The following is a 19,702-nucleotide window of genomic DNA, read 5'->3' on the forward strand; positions in this document are numbered from 1 at the left end:
CTCAACTCACCTGACGCGGAAACCAGTGCACCGGAGACGTCACGGACACCTCGACGGCGGTACCGGGGGCAAATCGGTCGGCGGTTCGGGCGATGGCCCGAAGCCGCAGCCCGGTGTCGTAGTGCCGCAGAGTGACCGAGGATTCGGGGCCGGTGAAGAACTCGTGTTCGACGAAAAATGCGCCGTCCTTGCGTTCCGAGACCACCAATTGCTCGGGCCTGAGCAACGCCTGCCCGTTTCCCGTTGCTCGGGTGGTGGACTCGAGACGGCCGAGGACGGTGTCGACGTGGCCACCCCGCGCTACGGCGTCGACGAAGTAGGCGTCGCCCACGAACCGCGCGACGGCGGGTGTGGCGGGCCGCTCGTAGACCTCCCGCGGTGTGTCGATCTGGGCGCAGCGACCACCCAGCAGCACGGCCACCCGATCGGCTGTTCCGAGTGCCTCGGCCCGGTCGTGGGTGACGAGGATCGACGCGGTCTTGCTGGACTGCAACAACTCTCGAACGTCCTGTCGAATGGAGGTACGCAGCCCCGCGTCGAGCGCGGCGAACGGCTCGTCCATCAACACCACCGACGGAGCCGGTGCCAGCGCACGCGCCAACGCGATGCGCTGCTGCTGACCGCCCGAGAGTTCGCTGGGCTTCACCCCACCGGAATCGGGTAGTCCGACGAGTTCGAGCATCTCGTCGACGCGTCGTGCGCGCTCGTCGCGACCGGACAGGTAGGGCCGCAGAAACCCTGCACGCAAACCGAATTCGATGTTCCTTCGTACCGTCAGGTGTGGAAACAGTCCACCTTCCTGTGGCATCAGGCCTATGCCCCGCTTCTCCGGTGGCACCTGAATCTGCCCCGCCACCGAGATGTCCCGTCCGTCGGAGGTGATCCGGCCCGCGTCGATGCGGTGCAGTCCCGCGATCGATCGCAACAGGGTCGTCTTGCCGCAGCCGGAAGGGCCGAGGACGGCAAGCATTTCGCCGTCACCGAGGTCGAGATCGATACCGTGCAGCACCGCCGTACTGCCGTACGAGGCGACGAGACCGGAAATCACCATGCTCATGGCAGTGCTACTCGCTTCCGCGTCGTGCGTCCCAACGCTCGTGTCAGAACGACCGTCGGGACCACCGAGATCAGGATCAGGGCCAGGGCGTAGGGAGCAGCCTCGCCGTATCGGAACGCCTCGGTGGTGGACCACAGCGTGGTCGCGAGCGTGTCTACTCCCCGCGGCCGCAGCATCAACGTCGCAGGCAGTTCCTTGGCGACGGTCAGAAAGACCAGAGCGGCCCCGGCGGCGATGCCGGGCGCGGCGATAGGGATCGTCACGCGAAGATCGGTACGCAGCCGGCCCGCGCCGAGGGTTCGTGAAACATCCTCGAGGACAACGGGAGTGGCGTCGACGACAGCTCTGGTGCTACCTACGGCCAACGGCAGGAACAGCACCACGTAGGCCAGTACCAGCAGAACGGCCGTCTGATAGAACGACGGCAGGAACCGGATTCCGAGAAAGACCGTTGCGAGTCCGACGGTGATTCCCGGCAGCCCGTGCGCGATGTAGGTGGACAGCTCGGCACCGCGAGCGGCGCTCGACGTGGATCGGGCCGCGAACAGCGCGACCGGCAACGCGAGCACGGCCACCACCACCGCGGCGGTCGCGGAGTACTGGACGGTCTTGGCGGTGACGGCCAGCACGTCCACCCAGTCGACGGTGAAGCGCAGCGATCGACTCAGCCACCGCGCCAGGGCCAGAATCGGTACCAGCACCGAAACACCGAGGGCAGCAACGACTACGGCCAGAGCAGGCACGCGCCACCGGCCCAGAACGACAGGCTCGGCCATCCGGTCGGTTCCCGATCCCACCCTCGCCGTGGCACCGCGTCGGGCACGCCGTTCGAGGAGCGTGAGCACCAACGCACCCACCACGAGGACCAGCCCGAGAACAGCGGCCGCGGTGCGATCGAGTCCCCCGCGGTACGCACTGTAGATACCGAGTGTGAACGCGTCGTATCGCATCAGAGCCACCGCTCCGAAATCACTGATGGTGTACAGCGCGACCAGCAGTGCGCCCGCTGCCGCGGCCGGAACGACGCGACGGCACTCGACGGTCAGCGCCGTGCGCACTGCGCCTCGACCGAGGGTTCGCGAGACCTCGGCCAACGAGGGGTCCGCGGTGGCGAACGCCGCGGACACCGGCAGCATCACCAGCGGGAAGCAGGACAACGTGAGCACGAGAGCTGCACCGGAAAAGCCTGCCAACGAGGGGAATTCGGCGATCCACAGGTACCCCGAGACGTAGGACGGGATGGCGAGTGGAGCTGCGAGGACCATGGCGAAGAAGCGTCGCCCCGGCAGATCGGTACGGACGGTCAGCCACGCCAGCAGCGTCCCGACCACGACCGACGCGAGGAGCACGGTGATCGTCAGTGTTGCCGTACGAATGGCGAGGTCGAGTGTGCGCTGCCGCAGGAGCAGTCGCAGCACCTTCTCGGTTCCGCCGTCGAACGCTCGAACGAACAGGTAGACCAGGGGTGTCAGCGTCAGCGCTCCCACGCACAACGCGGCCGTCCCGAGAACGGGACGACCGCCGAAGTGGTGCCGCCGAAGCGGCTGAAGTGCAGACGCGAGCACCCGACTAGATGATTCCGACGTCGGTGAGGAGGGTCTGCGTGGCCTCGAGCGACGAGAGCTGACCGAGATCGAGATCGGTCGAGCCCAGCTCGGACAGCGGCGGCAGGTCGTAGTCCGAGGTGACTCCGTCGATGACGGGGTATTCGGCGGTCTCGTTCGCGAAGTACGTCTGCGATTCGGTCGAGAGCAACTCGCGCACGAAATCGAATGCGGCTTCCTGGTTGTCCGAGGCGGCCAGCACACCGGCACCGGCGACGTTGATCAGCGCGCCGGGGTCACCGGGCTCGAAGTAGTGCAGCTCGACCGGGGCGTCGTCGCCGTTCTCTTCCTTGAAGGGGTACCAGTAGTAGTGGTTGAGCAGGCCGGTGGCCACCTGTCCGTCGTTGACGGCGGTCAGCAGCGGGCCGTTGCCCTCGAAGGCGACGGGCTCGTTGGCGACGAATCCTTCGAGCCAGGTCCGAGCACCGTCCTCGCCGCGCTGCACGCGCAGGGCGGTGACGAAGGCCTGGAACGACGCGTTGGTCGGTGCGTAGCCGATCTGTCCGCGCCAGCGCGGGTCGAGCAGTCCGTCGATACCGGTGGGCAGGTCTGCGGCCTGCACCGAATCGGAGTTGTAGGCCAGCACGCGGGCTCGCGCCGAGGTGGCGACCCAGGTGCCGTCGGCACCGCGGTACTGCTCGGGAACGAGGGAGAGGATGTCCTCGGGCAGCGGCGCGAGAGCACCGGCCTCGTCGAGGGCACCGAGTGCGCCTGCGTCCTGACCGTAGAAGACGTCGGCCGGGGTGGCGTCGCCTTCCTCGAGGATCTTGGCGGCCTGGGCGTTGGTGTTGCCCGAGTAGTCGACCTCGATACCGCCACCGATGCGCTCGATCAGTGGGTCGACGAGCTCTTCACCGCGGCCGGAGTACACCACGAGTGAGGACTCTGCGGTGGCGGACTCGGAGGTGGACGTGCCTTCGTCGGAGGAGCCTTCCGAGCTGCATGCGACGAGACCGAGGGCGAGGGTTGCGCTGAACGAGAGCAGCGCCAGACGGCGAACGGTGAACACGGTTCTCCTGACGAAAACGGGTCATTCGGACAATTCGATGAAAGTACACCACAAAGGTGAGGCTCAGCTACTTTCCCTCCGGGATTGAACGGCCACAGGCCCGGGCACTCCCACTCCATGACCTCTCGTGTACTCGTCACCGGCGCCAGCATCGCCGGCCCCACCGCGGCGTTCTGGCTGGACCGAGCCGGCTTCGAGGTCACCGTCCTCGAACGCTCGCCGCACCTGCGACTGGGCGGCCAGAACATCGACGTCCGCGGCTCCGGCCGCGAGGTGCTGCGACGCATGGGTCTGGACGCGACCCTCCTCGCGAACGGCACCACCGAGAAGGGCACCCGATTCGTCGACGACGCCGACGCCACCATCGCGGCCTTCCCGGCCGGCGACGGATCCCACGACGGCCCGACGGCGGAGTTGGAAATTCTGCGCGGCGAGTTCGCGCGGATTCTGGTCGAGTCCGCCGGTTCACGCACCGAGTATCGCTACGGCGATCGCGTCGTCGGGGTGACTCAGAATGCTGCCGGCGTCGATGTCACCTTCGCAACGGGCACAGCGGAGAGGTTCGACCTCGTTCTCTTCGCCGATGGAATACGTTCCAGCAGCAGAGAACTGGTGTTCGCCGGCGAGGCCGAGACCACCCCGGTCGGCTTGTACACCGCATACGGCGTACTGCCGAAGGGACCGAGCGACGACGGCTGGTGGCGATGGTACAACGCCCCCGGATCCCGAGTGGCCAATCTACGACCGGACAACCTCGGCACGACGCGATTCAGCCTGTCCTGGGTGTCCGACGACAGCGGCTACGAGGGCGCGTCCACCGAACGTGTGATCACCGCTCTGCGTTCGACGTTCGCCGACGTCGGTTGGGAAGTGCCCCGAATCCTGGACTCGCTGGGACCGGACTCGGAGCTGTACGTCGACTATCTGGCGCAGGTGAAGGCCCCGCGCTGGTCCGACGGCAGAATCGGCATGCTCGGCGATGCCGCATGGTGCGCAACGCCGTTGAGCGGCATGGGCACCACGTTGTCAGTCACCGGCGCGTACGTTCTCGCCGGCGAGCTCGCGCGGGCGAGCGATCATCGCGCCGGGTTCGAGGCCTTCGAGACGCGCATGCGTCCGTTCGTCGCTCAGGCTCAGAAACTCCCACCCGGCGTGCCTCGCGTCGCGCATCCGAAGACCTCGGTGGGAGTCGCCGCATTCCGCACCGCACTGCGGCTGGCCGGATCGAAGCCGGTACAGGCCGTGAGCAGCAAGTTCCTCGGTCCCGACGCGGCGACACTCGAGCTGCCGGACTACGAGTTCGACAACGCAGGTTAGAGCCCCACCCGCTCGAGCAGCGCATCGAATGCCTCGCTGGCTTCCTGCTCGGAGCGGCCGGACTCGATGACGCCGTTGTACACCGCGAGCGCCTCCTCCTGGTATTGCTTGTATTTCTCGAGCCACTTCTCGGAGTCGGCGCGCCAGTACCCGATGATGTCGAAGTACGCGATGTCGTAGCCCAATTCCTTGCGGAAGTACTTGCGCACCCGACGCGAGGACGACGCCTCGCCGGCGAACCACACGTAACCGCGCCCCTCGGGCAGGGGGTACGCCAATGCCGCGTCGTCGAGAACGCTTGCGCTGTCGCCGTTTCCGGATCCGATGCGCCAGTCGAACGTGACGTCGGCCTTGGTCTCGAAGGATTGGATGTCGCCGCGTTCGAGAACCTCGACGATCGCGTGCGCACGCATTTCGGCGGGCAACTGCTCGACGAGTCGGCCGAGTGCGGGCAGCCCGGTCATGTCCGCGACCAACAGCAGCCATTCGACGTCGGGGGGCGGTGAATACCAGGATCGCGGCCGGGTGAACAGCACCGTCTGCCCCGGGACGGCCTGCTGCGCCCAGGTGGATGCGACACCGCCCTCGTGGGCGAAGAAGTCGATGGTCAGCTCACCGCGCTCCGGATCGAGACGGCGGATGGTGTAGTTGCGCCCTTCGGGAGCGTCGTCGAGACCGTGGAACCACCAGAACCCGTCGACCTCGGTCATCGGCGGCGGGATCGCCTCGCCTGCCCTGGGGAAATAGACTCCGACGCATTCGTCGGGCACACCGAGCGTGCGGTAGCCGGCAACGTGCTCGCCGCCGAACGTCACGCGCACCATGTGCACCGTGAGACGTTCCACTGCAACGACGTCGGCGTAGTAGTAACCACGCGGTTGTTCGTTCATCTTCGCCCTCGATACATATCTCGACGTGGCTCTCGAGAGAACCCGCAGGCCGACTCGGCAGCCATTCCTCCTCGATTCTAAACTAAGCCTTGCCTAGCCTGCGACCGCCCGCCTTGGGAATCACCAACGGTGTGTGCGATTCCGGGTCGTCGATGATGCGGCACGGCAGCCCGAAGACCGCCTCCACCAGCTCGGCGGTGACGACGTCGGCGGGCGCACCCTCGGTGACCACTGCGCCGTCCTTCATCGCGATGATGTGGTCGGCGTACCGGCAGGCGTGATTGAGGTCGTGCAGCACTGCGACCAGAGTGCGACCGTTCTCGCAGTTCAGAGTGGCCAACAGGTCGAGAAGCTCGATCTGGTGGGCGATGTCGAGAAAGGTCGTCGGCTCGTCCAACAACAGCAGCGGCGTCTGCTGCGCGAGAACCATTGCCACCCAGACGCGTTGCTGCTGACCGCCGGACAGTTCGTCCACCGGACGAGCGGACAGTGACGTCACTCCGGTCGAGTTCATGGCCTCGATCACCGCGGCCTCGTCTTCGGTCGACCACTGTCGGATCAGCTTCTGATGCGGATAGCGGCCCCGCGCAACCAGATCGGCCACCGAAATGCCGTCGGGTGCGATGGAGGTCTGCGGAAGCAGGCCGAGGCGTCGGGCAACTTCTTTCGCCGGATACGACGAAATCGCCTTCCCGTCCAGCAGAACGGTTCCACGAGAGGGCTTCAGCAGCCGCGAGAGTGCCCGCAGCAGAGTCGATTTACCGCAGGCGTTCGGTCCGACGATGACGGTGAACTTGCCGTCGGGAATCTCGACGGTCAGGTTCTCGCTGACGACGCTCTTGTCGTATCCGACCGTGATGTCGTCGGTGTGCAACCGAGGCTTCGTCACTGCTTCCTGCCTTCCCGCGCCAGCAACCACACGAAGTATGCGCCGCCGACCGATACGGTCACCACACCCACCGGGAGCTGCGTGGGAGCGAAGACGCGCTGTGCAACAACGTCGCTGACGACCAGCAGCAGCGCTCCCATGCACGCGGCAGGCACCATCGCCACTGACGAGGTGCCGGTGAGGCGGCGCGCCAACTGCGGAGCGGCGAGCGCGATGAACGAGATGGGCCCCGCGGCCGCGGTGACCATCGCGATCAGCGCAACTCCGAGGAACACCAGCATCAGACGGGTCGGCTCGGCGCGCACACCGAGCGCCCTCGCCGCATCGTCCCCCATCTCCAACATCGGCAGCCGACGCGAGAGCACCGCCAGGCACGACGCGATGACGATCGACACTGCCAGTACCGGTCCCACCTGAGACCACCCCAGCCCGTTGAGGGTGCCCGCACCCCAGACTGCGGCCGCGATCGCGTCGTCCAGGTCAGCTCTGATCACGAGCCAGGTGTTGACCGAGGCCAGAACGGCGCTGACGGCGATCCCGACGATGATCAGCCGAAAGCCCTGCACCCCGCGCCGGTACGCGAGTAGGTAGACCACCGCCGCCGTCGCGAGTCCGCCGACGAGCGCGCCCGCTCCGGTCCGGTAATAGCCACCACCGAGAGCGAGGATGACGACGAGCGCGCCGGTGTAGGAACCGGTGGCGAATCCGATGATGTCCGGGCTGCCCAACGGATTTCGCGTCAAGGATTGAAAGACCGCACCCGATACGCCGAGGGCGGACCCGAACAGGAAAGCCAGCGCCACTCGGGGAAACCGCCACTCCATCACCACGATCTCGGTGAGGCGTGGCGCGTCGCCGAACACCGCGGCGAGCACCTCGTTCGGCGGAATGTAGAAGTCGCCGGTACCGACCGCGACGACGGAGACCACCACCGTCACGAGCAGCAAGGCCGCGCAGACGCCGACCGTTCGAATGTCGATGCGGCCGTCCACTCGATCCCGCACTCGCACGACCCGCAGCGTTCGGCCGAAATCGATGTCGCCGCCGCGTTGTTCACGGGTCACAGTCCGCTCGCCTTCTTCCGGCGAACCAGCAGGATCAGCACCGGTGCGCCGACGAACGCGGTCACGATGCCGACCTGCAATTCCCCCGGCCTGAGCACGACGCGTCCGACCACATCCGAAAGCAACAGCAAACCCGGTGCCGCGACCACCGTGTAGACCAGAATCCATCGTTGGTCCGGTCCGACGAACCACCGCACCATGTGCGGAATCATCAGTCCCACGAATCCGATGGGCCCGGCCGCGGCCGTCGCGGCACCGGCGAGCAGGGTGACTGCGACGACGCCGATGATTCGCGTACGAATCACGTTCGCCCCCAAGGACTGTGCCAGATCGTCGCCGAGCGCGATCGCATTGAGAGGACGAGCGATCAGGGCGGACAGGAACACTCCGAGCGCGATGAACGGGGCGATTTCGGACGCGATGTCCATACCTCGACCGGCCAACGACCCGGCTCCCCAGAACCTCATCCTGTCGAACGCATCGGGATCGAGCAGCAGCATGCCCGAGGTGATGCCGCCCAGGACAGCTCCGAGCGCAATTCCGGACAGCGTCAACCGAATCGGAGTGGCTCCCGCTCGCCCCAGCGCCCCCAGCGCGTACACCGCGATCGTGGCGACCACCGCGCCGGCGAACGCGAACCAGATGTAGGACCCGATGCCGGTGACCCCCAGCACGCCGACGGCGATCGCAACGAAGAACGCCGCCCCGGCGTTGACACCGAGAATTCCCGGGTCGGCCAGCGGATTTCGCGTCATAGCCTGAATCAGCGCACCAGCCACCCCGAGAGCGACTCCCACGAGCAACCCCAGAACGGTACGCGGAAGCCGCAGTTCACGAACGATCACCGATTCGGTGGATCCGTCGGCGAAGAACAGACCGTGCCACACCTCGCCGATCGGGATGTACTCGGTTCCCACCGAGATGCTCACCAGGCACAGCGCCGCCAGCACACCGGTGACGAAGAACAACCCCGCGGCCCGACGGGCATCGGTGCGAGCGAGACCACCGACTTCGGCCGGAACGCCTCGCTGTTCCGGCTCGTCGCCCACGCTCGCCCTCACCCGATTCACACCACCGATCGCACCCTCGCGCCCACAGCGGACTTCACGATCTCACCGCTGCGAACAGCGATGTTGGACAGCAACGACGAGGTCAGACCATGCGTGTGCTCGGTGCCGCCCTGCAGATAGATCGAACCCGCACTCGGTTCACGCGTCACGAGTCGGTAGTCACGCGTCACGCGAGGCCCACGGGAGTCGTATTCGACGTCGTCGAACAGCGGACCGAGGATCTCGGGTAGGTCGAGGGACGTGAAGCCTGTGGCATAGACGACAGCGTCGCACAGTATGTCCTCGGCCAGCCCCGTCGGGCCGTGCTCGACGGACACACGAACGCCCGACGGCTCCTCGGTGGCTCCGATCAACCGGGACGCTCCGTGCACGAACAACCGGCGCTTCCCGCTGACTCGCTCGGAGTACTCGCGTGCGTACAACTCCTCGATCAACGGCAGGTCGACGGCGGAGTAGTTGGTTCCGCGGTGATAGTGCAGTAGTTGCTCGCGCAGTGTGTGCGACGACGAATAGAAGTCGTCGACGGCCGTCGGATCGAAGATGCGATTGGCGTAGGGGCTGTCGTCGGCCGGGCTGTATCCGTACTTGCGCAACACCGCGTGCACCGACGCGTCGCTGTACGTCGAGTGCAGGTAGTCCACCACCTCGGCGGCACTCTGCCCGGCACCGACGACGACGAAGGTGTGCTGCGTCCGCGACGGCAACCGATCGAGCTCGCCGAGAAGATCGTGGTTGTGGAACTGTCGCGCCGACGCCGTGACCCCGTCGGGCAGGGTGGCGGTCAGTCCTCCGGCGAGCACGATGTTACGTCCTCGCACGGTCCCGGTTCGCCGGCCCTCGGTGCGGACGCCGTAGCCGTCACCGGTGTCGACGACGTCCAGCGCCCGGGTGCCGTAGTGCACGGTCGCGTCGACTTTGCTTGCGGCCCAAGTTAGGTAGTCGTGGAACTCGAGCCGACTCGGGAAGAACGTCTGCAGATTGATGAAGTGATTGAGCCGACCCTGTTCCGACAGATACGCCAGAAAGCTGTATTCACTGCTGGCATTGCGTTGGGTCGCCAGGTCTTTGAGGAACGAGATCTGCATGGACGTCCCTGGCAACAGCATGCCGGGGTGCCAGGCGAACTCGTCCTTGGATTCGACGAAGCAGGCCGTCAATCGCTCTGCCGGCGAGCACATTCGATTGTGCTCCTCGATCGCGATGGCCAGGCCCAGATTCGAGGGCCCGAAGCCGACCCCGACGATGTCGTAGGTGCCGTCGGAAAAATCGTTGTGCGAGGTCATCGACGGCTCGCCCCCGCGGTTCGATCGGCGGGGCCGGCGAGGTGCAGATCGGCATGAACGAGGCCTACACGGTGGATCGCTCCACCGAGCTCGGTGCGGTGCATAGGGCGTCTCCTTCTACTTGCGGACGAGATTCGGGGTGACGCCGGCGAGGGTCCGTCGATGGCCGTCTCGGCAGTGCCCAGCGTCCTGGCTCGATGTCATGAGCAGCGCTACTTGCCTACCGTAGGCTAACCTAACATTTCCTGGTCTACAACGGCTCCGTCGTGCGCCGAGTGCGCCCGGACACGTGTGTGGCCCTCGATCTCGTCGGTTCACCGTCCATCATCGAACGCGAAAGTGAGCGCATGTCTTCGACAAGAATCCGCACCATGGGGCGATACACAACCGGCCCTCGCGCCCTCACTGGAGGTATCGCGGTGCTCGTGCTTCTCGTCGCTGCAGCGTGCAGCGGCGGCACCACCGACACCGAGGTCGTCGACCTGAACGCGAACCCCGCCGCGTGCGGCGAGAACGACCTCGTCGATGCAGTCGACCGAGCATCGGGACCGTTCACGTACACCGACGGTCGCGGACGCACGATTTCGCTCGATGCTCAGCCGACGAGAATCATCGCCGACGAGGAATCGGCAGCAGCGCTGATGTCTTACGGCATCAGACCCATCGCCATCTGGTCGACCACTCCGATGTCCACCAGCCCGATTCTGAGCTGCTCCGATCTCACGGGCATCCAATCGGTCGGCGAGAGCTGGGGGACATTCGATGTCGAGAAAGCCGCCAGCCTCGAACCGGATCTCGTCATCGGCGAGTACAACCCTCGATTCGGCCAGTTCGGCAAACTGACCACCACAGCCGACTCGTCCAAGGCCGACACGATCGATCAGCTCGCCCCCACTCTGGGGGTCACCTTGGATACGACCTCGACGGCACAGACCATCGAGAACTACGCCGGACTCGCATCCTCGCTCGGCGTCGACCTCGACACGCCACAACTGGCCGACATCAAGGCCGAATTCGACGCCGCTGTCGCGAACTTCGAGAAGGTTGCCTCCGAGAGTCAGGACCTCACCAGCGTCGGCGTCTGGCCACTCGACGTCGCTTACGTCCTCGATCCGTCGGCAGACCCGGACTTCAGCGACTACCAACGGTGGGGCCTGAAGATGTACACCCCCGACGGCACCGATGACGGGTACTGGAAGAAGGTGTCGTGGGAGAACGTGTCGACCGTCGACGCCGACGTCGCGTTCGTTTATCACGACGTCGCCAACGCCGCCGACGTGAAGCTCGCCGATATTCCGAGCCGCTACCCGGCCTTCGACACCATCGCTGCCGTCGACAAGCAGCAGATGGTGTTGTGGGACTACGGTGCCAACAAGAGCTACAGCCGCTACACGAACACAATCGACATCTATGCCGACGCGCTGTCCAAGGCGAAGAAGGTCACGCCCGAGTAATTCGGCGGACCATGAGCCACGGGGTCAACGGAAGGCATCTGCCGGTGGCCCCGAACTTCGTCGAGGCGGCCATCACAGCGCGGCTGCGATCTCTCCGGCCTGCCGGTCCAGTTCCGATCGTTGCGGCGACGACGGCCGAGCCCGCAGGCCGAAGCCGTCCCCGATCATGCGTGGGATGACGTGCAGATGCACGTGGAAGATTTCCTGACCGGCGACCGTGCCGTCGGCGAGAAAGAAGTTGACGCCGGCGACACGCGAATTGCTGGCACGCACAGCGGCGGCCACCTTCTGCCCCACCACGAACAGGTGCGCGCCGATCTCCGGCGGCAACTCCGCCAGCGTCCGATACTGCTCCTTGGGCACCACCAACACATGTCCGCTGGTGAGCGGCCTGATGTCCATGAACGCAATCGCTGTCTCGTCCTCGTGGACGCGAGAAGCCTCGGCCGTCCCGGCAATGATCTCGGCGAAAATCGTGTAGGGGTTCACACCTTCCGAGCGTAGGCGCTCGGGGCTCTGAAGCTGCGCGGCCCCGGCCCGGAGACTACTGTTTGCCGATGAGCATCGGCGGGGTTCTCTTCGACATCGACGGCGTTCTCGTCACGTCGTGGCAGGCGGTGCCAGGGGCAGCAGAGACTCTGAAGTACCTGGACAGCAAGGACATTGCTCGCGCCTTCCTGACGAATACGACGTCCAAAACCCGTGGACAGATCGCTACGGCGCTGCGCGAGGTGGGACTCGACGTGCATTCGGACGAGATCGTCACGGCCGCGTCGCTCACCGCGGATCATCTGCGTGAGAACTATCCGGACGCGCGGGTGGTGCTGATCAACAACGGTGAGATCGCAGGCGACATGCCGGGAATCGAATTCGTCGACGAGACGTCCGAGGATCCCGATGTCGTCGTCGTCGGCGGGGCAGGCCCGGAGTTCACCCACGAGCGGCTCAGCCGCGTCTACGACTGGCTGTGCCGGGGCATTCCCGTCGTCGCGATGCACCGTTCGTTGATGTGGAGCACCGGAGCCGGACTGCGCATCGACACCGGCATGTACCTCGGCGGTATGGAACAGGCGTCGGGACACACCGCGAAGGCCATCGGCAAGCCCGCTCCGCTGGGATTCCGGACGGCGTCCGAGCGGATGGGGGTCGACCCCGAAGACGTCGTCATGGTCGGCGACGACCTCGACAACGACGTCCTCGCCGCCCAGGTCGTCGGGATGACCGGCGTGCTCGTTCGCACCGGAAAGTTCCGTCAGGACGTGCTCGACCGACGCATCACCGACGAATTCGCGATGGAACCCGACCACGTGATCGACTCCGTGGCCGACCTCCCCGGTGTCCTCTCCTGACTACAGAATCGGCGACGGGCTGTACGACGCCCCGGCGGGGAACTTCGCGATCAGACGCTCCACTGCCGAGACGACCGCACTGACCTGCGCGTCGGCGGCACCGACGAATGCCGTCTTGTCGGCCAGTGCCGCATCGAGGGCAACGCGGTCGAGTGGCAGCCGATCGTCGGCGGCCAACCGGTCGAGCAGGTCCGGTTCCAGTCCCTGCTCACGCATCGCCAGCGCAACCGCGACGGCGTGCTCCTTGATCGCCTCGTGCGCCGTCTCGCGTCCGACGCCTGCGCGCACGGCGGCCATGAGCACCTTGGTCGTCGCGAGGAACGGCAGGTAGCGGTCGAGTTCCTTGGCGATGACGGCCGGGTACGCACCGAATTCGTCGAGCACCGTCAGGAAGGTCTCGATGAGACCGTCGATGGCGAAGAAGGCGTCGGGCAGCGCGACGCGGCGCACCACGGAACAGAAGACGTCGCCCTCGTTCCACTGTGCACCGGCGAGCTCGGCGGCCATCGAGCCGTAGCCGCGCAGCACCACCTGCAGGCCGTTGACGCGCTCGCACGAGCGAGTGTTCATCTTGTGCGGCATTGCCGACGAGCCCACCTGGCCTGCCTGGAAGCCCTCGGTGACGAGTTCGTGGCCTGCCATCAGGCGCACGGTGTGCGCGAACGAGGACGGACCGGCACCCACCTGGACCAGTGCGGAGACGACCTCGTGGTCGAGTGAACGGGGATAGACCTGGCCGACGCTCGTCATCGTGTGCCGGAAACCGAGGTGATCGGCGACGATGCGCTCGAGCGCGACGATCTTGGCGGAGTCGCCGCCGAACAGGTCGAGCATGTCCTGCGAGGTACCCATCGGACCCTTGATGCCGCGCAGCGGGTAGCGCGCGATCAGCTCCTGCACCCGGGACAGGGCCAACAGCAGCTCGTCGGCGGCAGACGCGAAACGCTTGCCCAGAGTGGTCGCCTGAGCTGCGACATTGTGACTGCGACCGGCCATGACCAGCGAGGAGTACTCGGCAGCACGCTCGGCCAGCCTCTTCGCGACGGCGACGCCGTGCGCGTGGACGTGCTCGAGTGAGCGCAGAATCTGCAGCTGCTCGACGTTCTCGGTGAGGTCGCGACTGGTGAGCCCCTTGTGGATGTGCTCGTGGCCGGCGAGGGCGTTGAACTCCTCGATGCGGGCCTTGACGTCGTGCCGGGTGACGCGCTCACGCTCGGCGATCGACGCGAGATCCACCTGATCGACGACGGCTTCGTAGTCCGCGATGGCCGCGTTGGGGACGTCGACTCCGAGCGAGGACTGCGCGCGCAACACGGCGATCCACAGTTGGCGTTCGAGGGCGATCTTGTGCTCCGGCGACCACAGCTCCACCAGTTCGGGACTCGCGTAACGGGTGGCCAGGACATTCGGGATGCTCACGAGCGTCCAGCTTACGTGGCGCAGTGGTCGGTCTCGGAAGACGACTGCACTGTTTCGGAAAAGGACTCCAGTACCGGCCTCCCGCGATCCCTCTTCCTGGTGCCGGCGGCTTCGCCGCCGTGTGGAATAACCGACGCGCGCTCCGATGTTGGAGCCGTCGTGAGCCGAACAGTGAAGGTCGACATCTGGTCCGATATCGCGTGCCCGTGGTGCTTCGTCGGCAAGCGCCGTTTCGAGGCAGGCGCTGCGGAGTTCACCGCAGGGGGCGGAACGCTCGAGGTGGAGTTCCACTCGTTCGAGCTGGCACCCGACACACCGGTCGACTTCGGTGGTAGCGAGGTCGATTTTCTCGTCTCTCACAAAGGTATGCCGGCCGCCCAGGTCACGCAGATGTTGGCGCAGATGACCGAGCTGGCCGCAGGCGAGGGGCTCGCGTACGACTTCGACGCCGTGCAGCACACCAACACCGTCAAGGCGCACGAGCTCCTGCACTTCGCCAAGTCGAAGGGCAAGCAGGTGGAGATGAAGGAACGACTCCTGGCGGCCTATTTCGAGGAGGGCCGCCACGTCGGCCGCACCGAGGACCTCGCCGAACTGGCCGCGGAGGTCGGCCTCGACCGTGACGAGGCGGCCCGGGCACTGAAGTCCGAGGAGTTCCTGCCGGCAGTGCGCGCGGACAAGGAACAGGCCATCGCCTACGGGATCAGCGGTGTGCCGTTCTTCGTGATCGACGGACGGCTCGGTGTGTCCGGCGCGCAGGAACCGTCGGTGTTCGCCGACGTGCTGCAGAAGGCTGCTGCCGGCTCATGAGCGGTCCATTGGAGATGGTCGGCGACGACCACGGCCCCGTCTGCGAGGACGGTGTGTGCGAGGCGCCGCCGATCCGAGACGCAGAGTCCGGCGAGAACTACTAGCAGTCAGTCGGCCGGCACCTGTTCCGCCGGTGCCACTATGTCGATGACGGCCAAGAGCATGCTTCGGGCCATGTGGCGCGGGTCGGGGTCCACTTCGCTGAGCGCACCCACGACGGCCCCGTCTACCACTGCCACGAGTCGTCGTAGCTGCTCTTCCTGCACGGTTCGGCCCGATCTGCGCAGCACGTCGGTGAGCAGGTCGTCGATCTGGGCGCGCAGCCGCAGCTGCACTTCTCGTAGTTCGGGATGCCGGGCCGAGGCGATGAAGCGTTCGTATCGCGCGATCAGCTGCTCGTGGCCGTCCTGCGGCCCGATCAGCAGGTCGACGATGAGGTCGACCGTCGACTCCATCTCGTTCGAGCACTTGCCCTCGTCCTCGATGCGGCCGCGCATGACGTCGATCTCACGGGTTCCGACGACGTCGACCGCCGCGGCCACCAGGTCCCCGAGAGACTCGAAATAGTAGGTGGTCGACGCAAGAGGAAGCCCGGCTCGCGCGGCCACCGATCGGTGTCGCACCGCGTCGAAGCCGCCCTCGACGAGAAGGTCCGCGGCCGCAGACGCCAGTGCCTGCCGGCGGCGCACTCCCTTCGGAGTCGCACCCGACACCTTGTGCTGCGACTCGGTCGGACCTGCGGACATTCAAGTTATCGTGCCAGCTCGAGGCCGTTCGTCGGACTGCTTTCGCGCTATGGAATTGTCGTTGCTCGTGGCACATCGAACGATCGACCTTCGCTCCGACACCATCACCCGACCCGATTCGGTCATGCGAAAAGCCATGGCCGACGCCGAAGTGGGCGACGACGTCCTCGATCACGATCCGACGATGGCAGCGCTGGAAGAAGCGGTGGCAGGTCTGCTCGGGTTCGAGTCGGCACTGTGGGTGCCGTCGGGTTCGATGGGCAACATCATCGCGCTGATGCTGCATCTACAACGCGGCGATCGCTTTCTGGCCCCCGAGCATGCGCACGTGCTGGGGTCCGAGCTCGGTACTGCCGCATGGCTGGCAGGCGGGATGCCCGACGCCCTCCCCCACGACGGTGGCCCCGGCCGCCCTCTCGCGTCGACGGTGCGTGCGAAAGCGGGCGGTACAGGACCGTATTTCGCACTACGGACGACACTGCTTTCGCTCGAGAACACGCACAACTTCGCCGGCGGTACTGTGTTCGGCCCGGACGAATGGGCGGAACTCGTTGCCGCCGGCCGTGATTGCGGACTGAAGGTCCATCTGGACGGCGCGCGACTGTGGAATGCCGCTGTCGCCCTCGATGTTCCGATCGCGTCGCTCGCTGCCGGTGCCGACACGGTGCAGGTGTGCCTGAGCAAAGGCCTCGGCGCACCGGTCGGCTCGATGCTCGTCTCGGACTCCGCACGTATCCACGAGGCGCGACGCGTCCGAAAGATGTTGGGCGGCGGCGTCCGTCAGGGTGGAGTGTTGGCCGCCGCCGGGCTCGTCGCATTGGGTCGAATCGGTGATTTGGCCCAGGATCACGTCAACGCGGCGACACTCGCCCGCGGGCTTCGGGATCGGAACTGGGACGTCGCCGAGCCCGAGACCAACATCGTGCTCGCCACTGTTCCCGATCCCGTACAGACGGTCGCAGAGCTGGCCGAGCTGGGGATCGCTGCGGTGACCGTCGCCGGCAAGGTGCGCTTCGTGACCCACCGCGACGTCGCCGCCGCCGACATCTCCGAGGTACTGGAGCGGCTGCGCCGCACGTGAGCAGAACTTCGTAGTGGGGGTCGAAGTTTCGCTCACATGCGACGAAGTCGCTCCAACGCCTCTTCGACATCGGCGGTCGTCCCGGCGAACGAGAATCGCACCGTGTGATTGCCACGCACGGTGTCGAAGTCGACCCCGGGTGCCAACGCGACACCGATCTCGGCCAGCACTCGGGCGCACCAACTCCGCGAATTCTCGGTCAGGTGCGCAATGTCGGCGTACACGTAGAAGGCACCGTCGGCCGGTGCGAGATCGGTGATGCCCAGGGCCGGCAAACCGTCGAGCAGTATTCGGCGATTGACGGCGTAGCGTTCGACGTGTGAATCCAGCTCGACGCGCGACTCCTCGGTGAACGCCGCGATGGCCGCCACCTGAGAGATCGCCGGTGGGCACACCGTCATGTTCGACGCCAATCGTTCGACGGCCCTGCGCAATCGGGTCGGCAGCAGCATCCAACCGAGTCGCCACCCGGTCATCGAGAAGTACTTCGACACCGATCCGATGGCGACCGATTCTTTCGATGTCTCCCATGCGCTCGACGTATGCGCATTGCCGTAGGAAATGCCGTGGTAGATCTCGTCCGAGATCAGCAGGGTTCCGTGCTCGTCGCACCAGCGCGCGATGGCGGCGAGTTCGTCCGCGTCGATGATCGTGCCGGTGGGGTTGGCGGGGCTCGCGATGATCAGACCCGCGGGCGGCTCGGGCAGCTCCTCGAGCATCGCGACGGTCGGCTGGAATCGCGTGCTTTCCAGGCAATCGAGCTCGACGACGCGGCAGCCCAACGCCGCCAACGTGTTTCGATACGCCGGGTAGCCGGGCCTCGCCATCACGACGGTATCCCCCGCGTCGAACGCTGCGAGGAACAGCAACGTGAACGCGCCCGACGAGCCGGTGGTGATCACCACGTCCGCGGCGTCGACGGTGATGCCGTACCGCGCGCTGTGGTGCTCGGCGATAGCGCGACGCAGCGGCAGAATCCCCAGCGTCTCGGTGTACCCCAGCAGATGCGAATCCAGAGCCTCGCGGGTAGCGCGCAACACCGGCTCGGGCGCTCGGGTGGAGGGCTGACCTGCAGCAAGAGAGAGCACGTCGCCGTGAGTGCGCGCCCGCTCGGCCGCCGCGGCGAACACATCCATCACATGGAACGGCTCGACCTTCGATCGCTGCGATTCGTTGTGCATTGTTTCGACCCTACTGATCCCGACTCGCTCGGTACCTCCGACCTTTGCAAACGCGCGCGCGTTCGCCAAGTGCGCGCAAGATCGACTGGCAACGTCCGGCAATTCTGCGCGCGTCTCACGAACGCGCGCGCGTTTGCTGGAACACGCCGGCCGACGCCGGCCCACTCACCGCACCTACAGCGTGATTCGACCCTCCACCGCAGCCAGGCCGATGTCCGTACGAAAGTGGCTGCCCGGCAGTCGGATTCCCGCAATGCGTGAGTAGGCGTCGTCTCGGGCGGCGGTGAGGTCGAATCCGGTGCCGACCACGCTGAGCACGCGTCCACCCGCGGAGACGACCGCGCCGTCCTTCACCGCGGTGCCGGCATGCAGCACGCCTTCGCCCTCGGAGCCGAGGATTTCGTCACCGGTGCGTGGTCGACCGGGGTAGTTCTCGGCGGCGATGACGACGGTGACGGCCGCGCCGTCCTTCCAGCGCAGCGGAGAAAGTGATGCAAGCGTGCCGGTCGCCGTCGCGTTCAACACTTCTCCGAGAGGTGAGTCGAGCAGCGCGAGCACCGCCTGGGTCTCGGGATCGCCGAAGCGGCAGTTGAATTCGACGACCGCCGGGCCGTCGGCACCCATGGCAAGACCCGCGTACAGCAGACCGGAGAACGGCACACCGCGCTCGACCATCTCGGCGGCAACGGGTTTCACCACATCCCGGACGATTTCCTCGACGGCACCCTCGGGCAGCCACGGCAGCGGGGTGTACGCACCCATGCCGCCGGTGTTGGGTCCTGTGTCTCCGTCGCCGACGCGTTTGTGGTCCTGCGCGGGCAGCAGCGGCACCACGGTCTCGCCGTCGACGAGGCAGAAGAGGGAGACCTCGGGTCCGTCGAGGAACGATTCGAGCAGTACCGGGTGACCGTTCTCGAGGAGCTCCGCTGCGTGATCGCGAGCGATGAGGCGATCGGTGGTGACGACGACACCCTTGCCTGCGGCCAAGCCGTCGTCCTTGACCACCCAATGGGGGCCGAAACGGTCGAGGGCTGCGTCGAGCAGGGCGGGCGAGTCGACGATTTCGCTGTGCGCGGTCCGCACACCGGCCGCTGCCATCACGTCCTTGGCGAAGGCCTTGGACCCTTCGATGCGCGCAGCCTCCGCGGAGGGGCCGAACGCAGCGATGCCGGCCTGACGGAGGGCGTCGGCCACGCCGAGGACCAGCGGAACCTCCGGTCCGATGACGACCAGATCGGCTTCGACCTTCTTCGCCAGCGCAGTCACCGCCTCACCGGAGGCGACGTCGACCGCGTGTTGCTCGGCGAGCTTCGCGGTGCCTGCGTTGCCGGGAGCCACGAAGAGCTTCTCGACCGACGGATCGGCCTTCAACGCAAGGAGGAGGGCGTGCTCACGAGCACCGGAACCTATGACTAGTACGCGCACAGTGCATCAGACTATCTGCTCGACGCGAAAGCGCCCCGCACCTGTCACGGCGCG

The 19,702-nt window shown here is 66.2% G+C and carries 18 protein-coding genes; 5 read left to right on the top strand and 13 right to left on the bottom strand.

Annotated features, from left to right (window positions below; all coding sequences use genetic code 11):
• Position 1: 1 nt before the first annotated feature.
• From CH291_RS04230 to CH291_RS04240, 3 genes are read right to left on the bottom strand one after another with little or no spacing between them, the layout of a single operon-like run.
• Positions 2-1,057 (bottom strand): ABC transporter ATP-binding protein, encoded by a 1,056-nt coding sequence (locus tag CH291_RS04230; protein ID WP_094670983.1) that lies wholly within the window; start codon positions 1,055-1,057, stop codon positions 2-4.
• Complete coding sequence (locus tag CH291_RS04235; protein WP_256980725.1) at positions 1,054-2,622, bottom strand: ABC transporter permease; 1,569 nt, start codon at positions 2,620-2,622, stop codon at positions 1,054-1,056. The genes CH291_RS04230 and CH291_RS04235 overlap by 4 nt, the downstream gene beginning before the upstream one ends.
• Before the next feature lie 4 nt (positions 2,623-2,626).
• Positions 2,627-3,670 (bottom strand): iron ABC transporter substrate-binding protein, encoded by a 1,044-nt coding sequence (locus CH291_RS04240; protein ID WP_094686803.1) that lies wholly within the window; start codon positions 3,668-3,670, stop codon positions 2,627-2,629.
• A gap of 117 nt (positions 3,671-3,787) precedes the next feature.
• Here CH291_RS04240 and CH291_RS04245 point away from each other — a divergent pair, with 117 nt between their 5' ends.
• On the top strand, positions 3,788-4,987 hold the full coding sequence (locus CH291_RS04245; protein ID WP_094686804.1) for an FAD-dependent monooxygenase: 1,200 nt from the start codon (positions 3,788-3,790) through the stop codon (positions 4,985-4,987).
• On the opposite strand, the gene CH291_RS04250 is transcribed toward CH291_RS04245, so the two are convergent.
• The 5 genes from CH291_RS04250 to CH291_RS04270 all read right to left on the bottom strand — a co-directional run bounded on the left by CH291_RS04250 (position 4,984) and on the right by CH291_RS04270 (position 10,183).
• Complete coding sequence (locus CH291_RS04250) at positions 4,984-5,877, bottom strand: siderophore-interacting protein (RefSeq protein WP_094686805.1); 894 nt, start codon at positions 5,875-5,877, stop codon at positions 4,984-4,986. The two genes, CH291_RS04245 and CH291_RS04250, sit on opposite strands and share 4 nt — an antisense overlap.
• Before the next feature lie 82 nt (positions 5,878-5,959).
• Complete coding sequence (locus CH291_RS04255; protein WP_094670977.1) at positions 5,960-6,766, bottom strand: ABC transporter ATP-binding protein; 807 nt, start codon at positions 6,764-6,766, stop codon at positions 5,960-5,962.
• Positions 6,763-7,830, bottom strand: coding sequence for a FecCD family ABC transporter permease (locus tag CH291_RS04260; RefSeq protein WP_094686806.1), 1,068 nt, complete (start codon positions 7,828-7,830; stop codon positions 6,763-6,765). The genes CH291_RS04255 and CH291_RS04260 overlap by 4 nt, the downstream gene beginning before the upstream one ends.
• Positions 7,827-8,891 carry a FecCD family ABC transporter permease gene (locus CH291_RS04265; protein WP_094686870.1) on the bottom strand — a complete coding sequence of 355 codons (1,065 nt, stop codon included), beginning with the start codon at positions 8,889-8,891 and terminating at the stop codon, positions 7,827-7,829. Before CH291_RS04265 ends, CH291_RS04260 begins: the two co-directional genes overlap by 4 nt.
• 5 nt (positions 8,892-8,896) lie before the next feature.
• Positions 8,897-10,183, bottom strand: a complete 1,287-nt coding sequence (locus tag CH291_RS04270; RefSeq protein ID WP_094686807.1) for a lysine N(6)-hydroxylase/L-ornithine N(5)-oxygenase family protein — start codon at positions 10,181-10,183, stop codon at positions 8,897-8,899.
• 347 nt (positions 10,184-10,530) lie between these two features.
• Between CH291_RS04270 and CH291_RS04275 the strand changes: the two genes are divergently transcribed.
• Positions 10,531-11,637: an ABC transporter substrate-binding protein gene (locus tag CH291_RS04275; protein ID WP_143545875.1), complete on the top strand. Its 1,107-nt coding sequence runs from the start codon at positions 10,531-10,533 to the stop codon at positions 11,635-11,637.
• Positions 11,638-11,709: 72 nt separating this feature from the next.
• On the opposite strand, the gene CH291_RS04280 is transcribed toward CH291_RS04275, so the two are convergent.
• A complete protein-coding gene (locus tag CH291_RS04280) occupies positions 11,710-12,126 on the bottom strand; it encodes an HIT family protein (protein ID WP_094668663.1) in 417 nt (138 codons plus the stop codon).
• A 68-nt stretch (positions 12,127-12,194) separates the two neighbouring features.
• Here CH291_RS04280 and CH291_RS04285 point away from each other — a divergent pair, with 68 nt between their 5' ends.
• Positions 12,195-12,986, top strand: coding sequence for an HAD-IIA family hydrolase (locus CH291_RS04285; protein WP_094639272.1), 792 nt, complete (start codon positions 12,195-12,197; stop codon positions 12,984-12,986).
• Here the strand turns inward: CH291_RS04285 and purB are convergent, their stop codons facing one another.
• The gene (gene purB / locus CH291_RS04290; protein ID WP_094686809.1) at positions 12,987-14,405 is read right to left on the bottom strand and encodes an adenylosuccinate lyase; all 1,419 of its coding nucleotides are present in this window, start codon (positions 14,403-14,405) and stop codon (positions 12,987-12,989) included.
• A 159-nt stretch (positions 14,406-14,564) separates the two neighbouring features.
• Here purB and CH291_RS04295 point away from each other — a divergent pair, with 159 nt between their 5' ends.
• Positions 14,565-15,215 carry a DsbA family oxidoreductase gene (locus CH291_RS04295; RefSeq protein WP_094686810.1) on the top strand — a complete coding sequence of 217 codons (651 nt, stop codon included), beginning with the start codon at positions 14,565-14,567 and terminating at the stop codon, positions 15,213-15,215.
• Positions 15,216-15,322: 107 nt separating this feature from the next.
• Here CH291_RS04295 and CH291_RS04300 read toward each other — a convergent pair whose 3' ends face one another.
• Positions 15,323-15,961 carry a TetR/AcrR family transcriptional regulator gene (locus tag CH291_RS04300; protein WP_045196709.1) on the bottom strand — a complete coding sequence of 213 codons (639 nt, stop codon included), beginning with the start codon at positions 15,959-15,961 and terminating at the stop codon, positions 15,323-15,325.
• A gap of 67 nt (positions 15,962-16,028) precedes the next feature.
• On the opposite strand from CH291_RS04300, the gene CH291_RS04305 reads away from it, so the two are divergent.
• On the top strand, positions 16,029-17,042 hold the full coding sequence (locus CH291_RS04305; RefSeq protein ID WP_256980726.1) for a GntG family PLP-dependent aldolase: 1,014 nt from the start codon (positions 16,029-16,031) through the stop codon (positions 17,040-17,042).
• A 32-nt stretch (positions 17,043-17,074) separates the two neighbouring features.
• Here the strand turns inward: CH291_RS04305 and CH291_RS04310 are convergent, their stop codons facing one another.
• Together CH291_RS04310 and purD are read right to left on the bottom strand one after the other, a co-directional pair.
• Positions 17,075-18,223, bottom strand: coding sequence for a pyridoxal phosphate-dependent aminotransferase (locus tag CH291_RS04310; RefSeq protein ID WP_094686812.1), 1,149 nt, complete (start codon positions 18,221-18,223; stop codon positions 17,075-17,077).
• A gap of 174 nt (positions 18,224-18,397) precedes the next feature.
• Positions 18,398-19,648 carry a phosphoribosylamine--glycine ligase gene (gene purD, locus CH291_RS04315; RefSeq protein ID WP_094686813.1) on the bottom strand — a complete coding sequence of 417 codons (1,251 nt, stop codon included), beginning with the start codon at positions 19,646-19,648 and terminating at the stop codon, positions 18,398-18,400.
• Positions 19,649-19,702: the final 54 nt, after the last annotated feature.

The sequence above is a fragment of the Rhodococcus sp. 14-1411-2a genome, assembly GCF_002259485.1.
Taxonomy (GTDB): Bacteria; Actinomycetota; Actinomycetes; order Mycobacteriales; family Mycobacteriaceae; genus Rhodococcoides.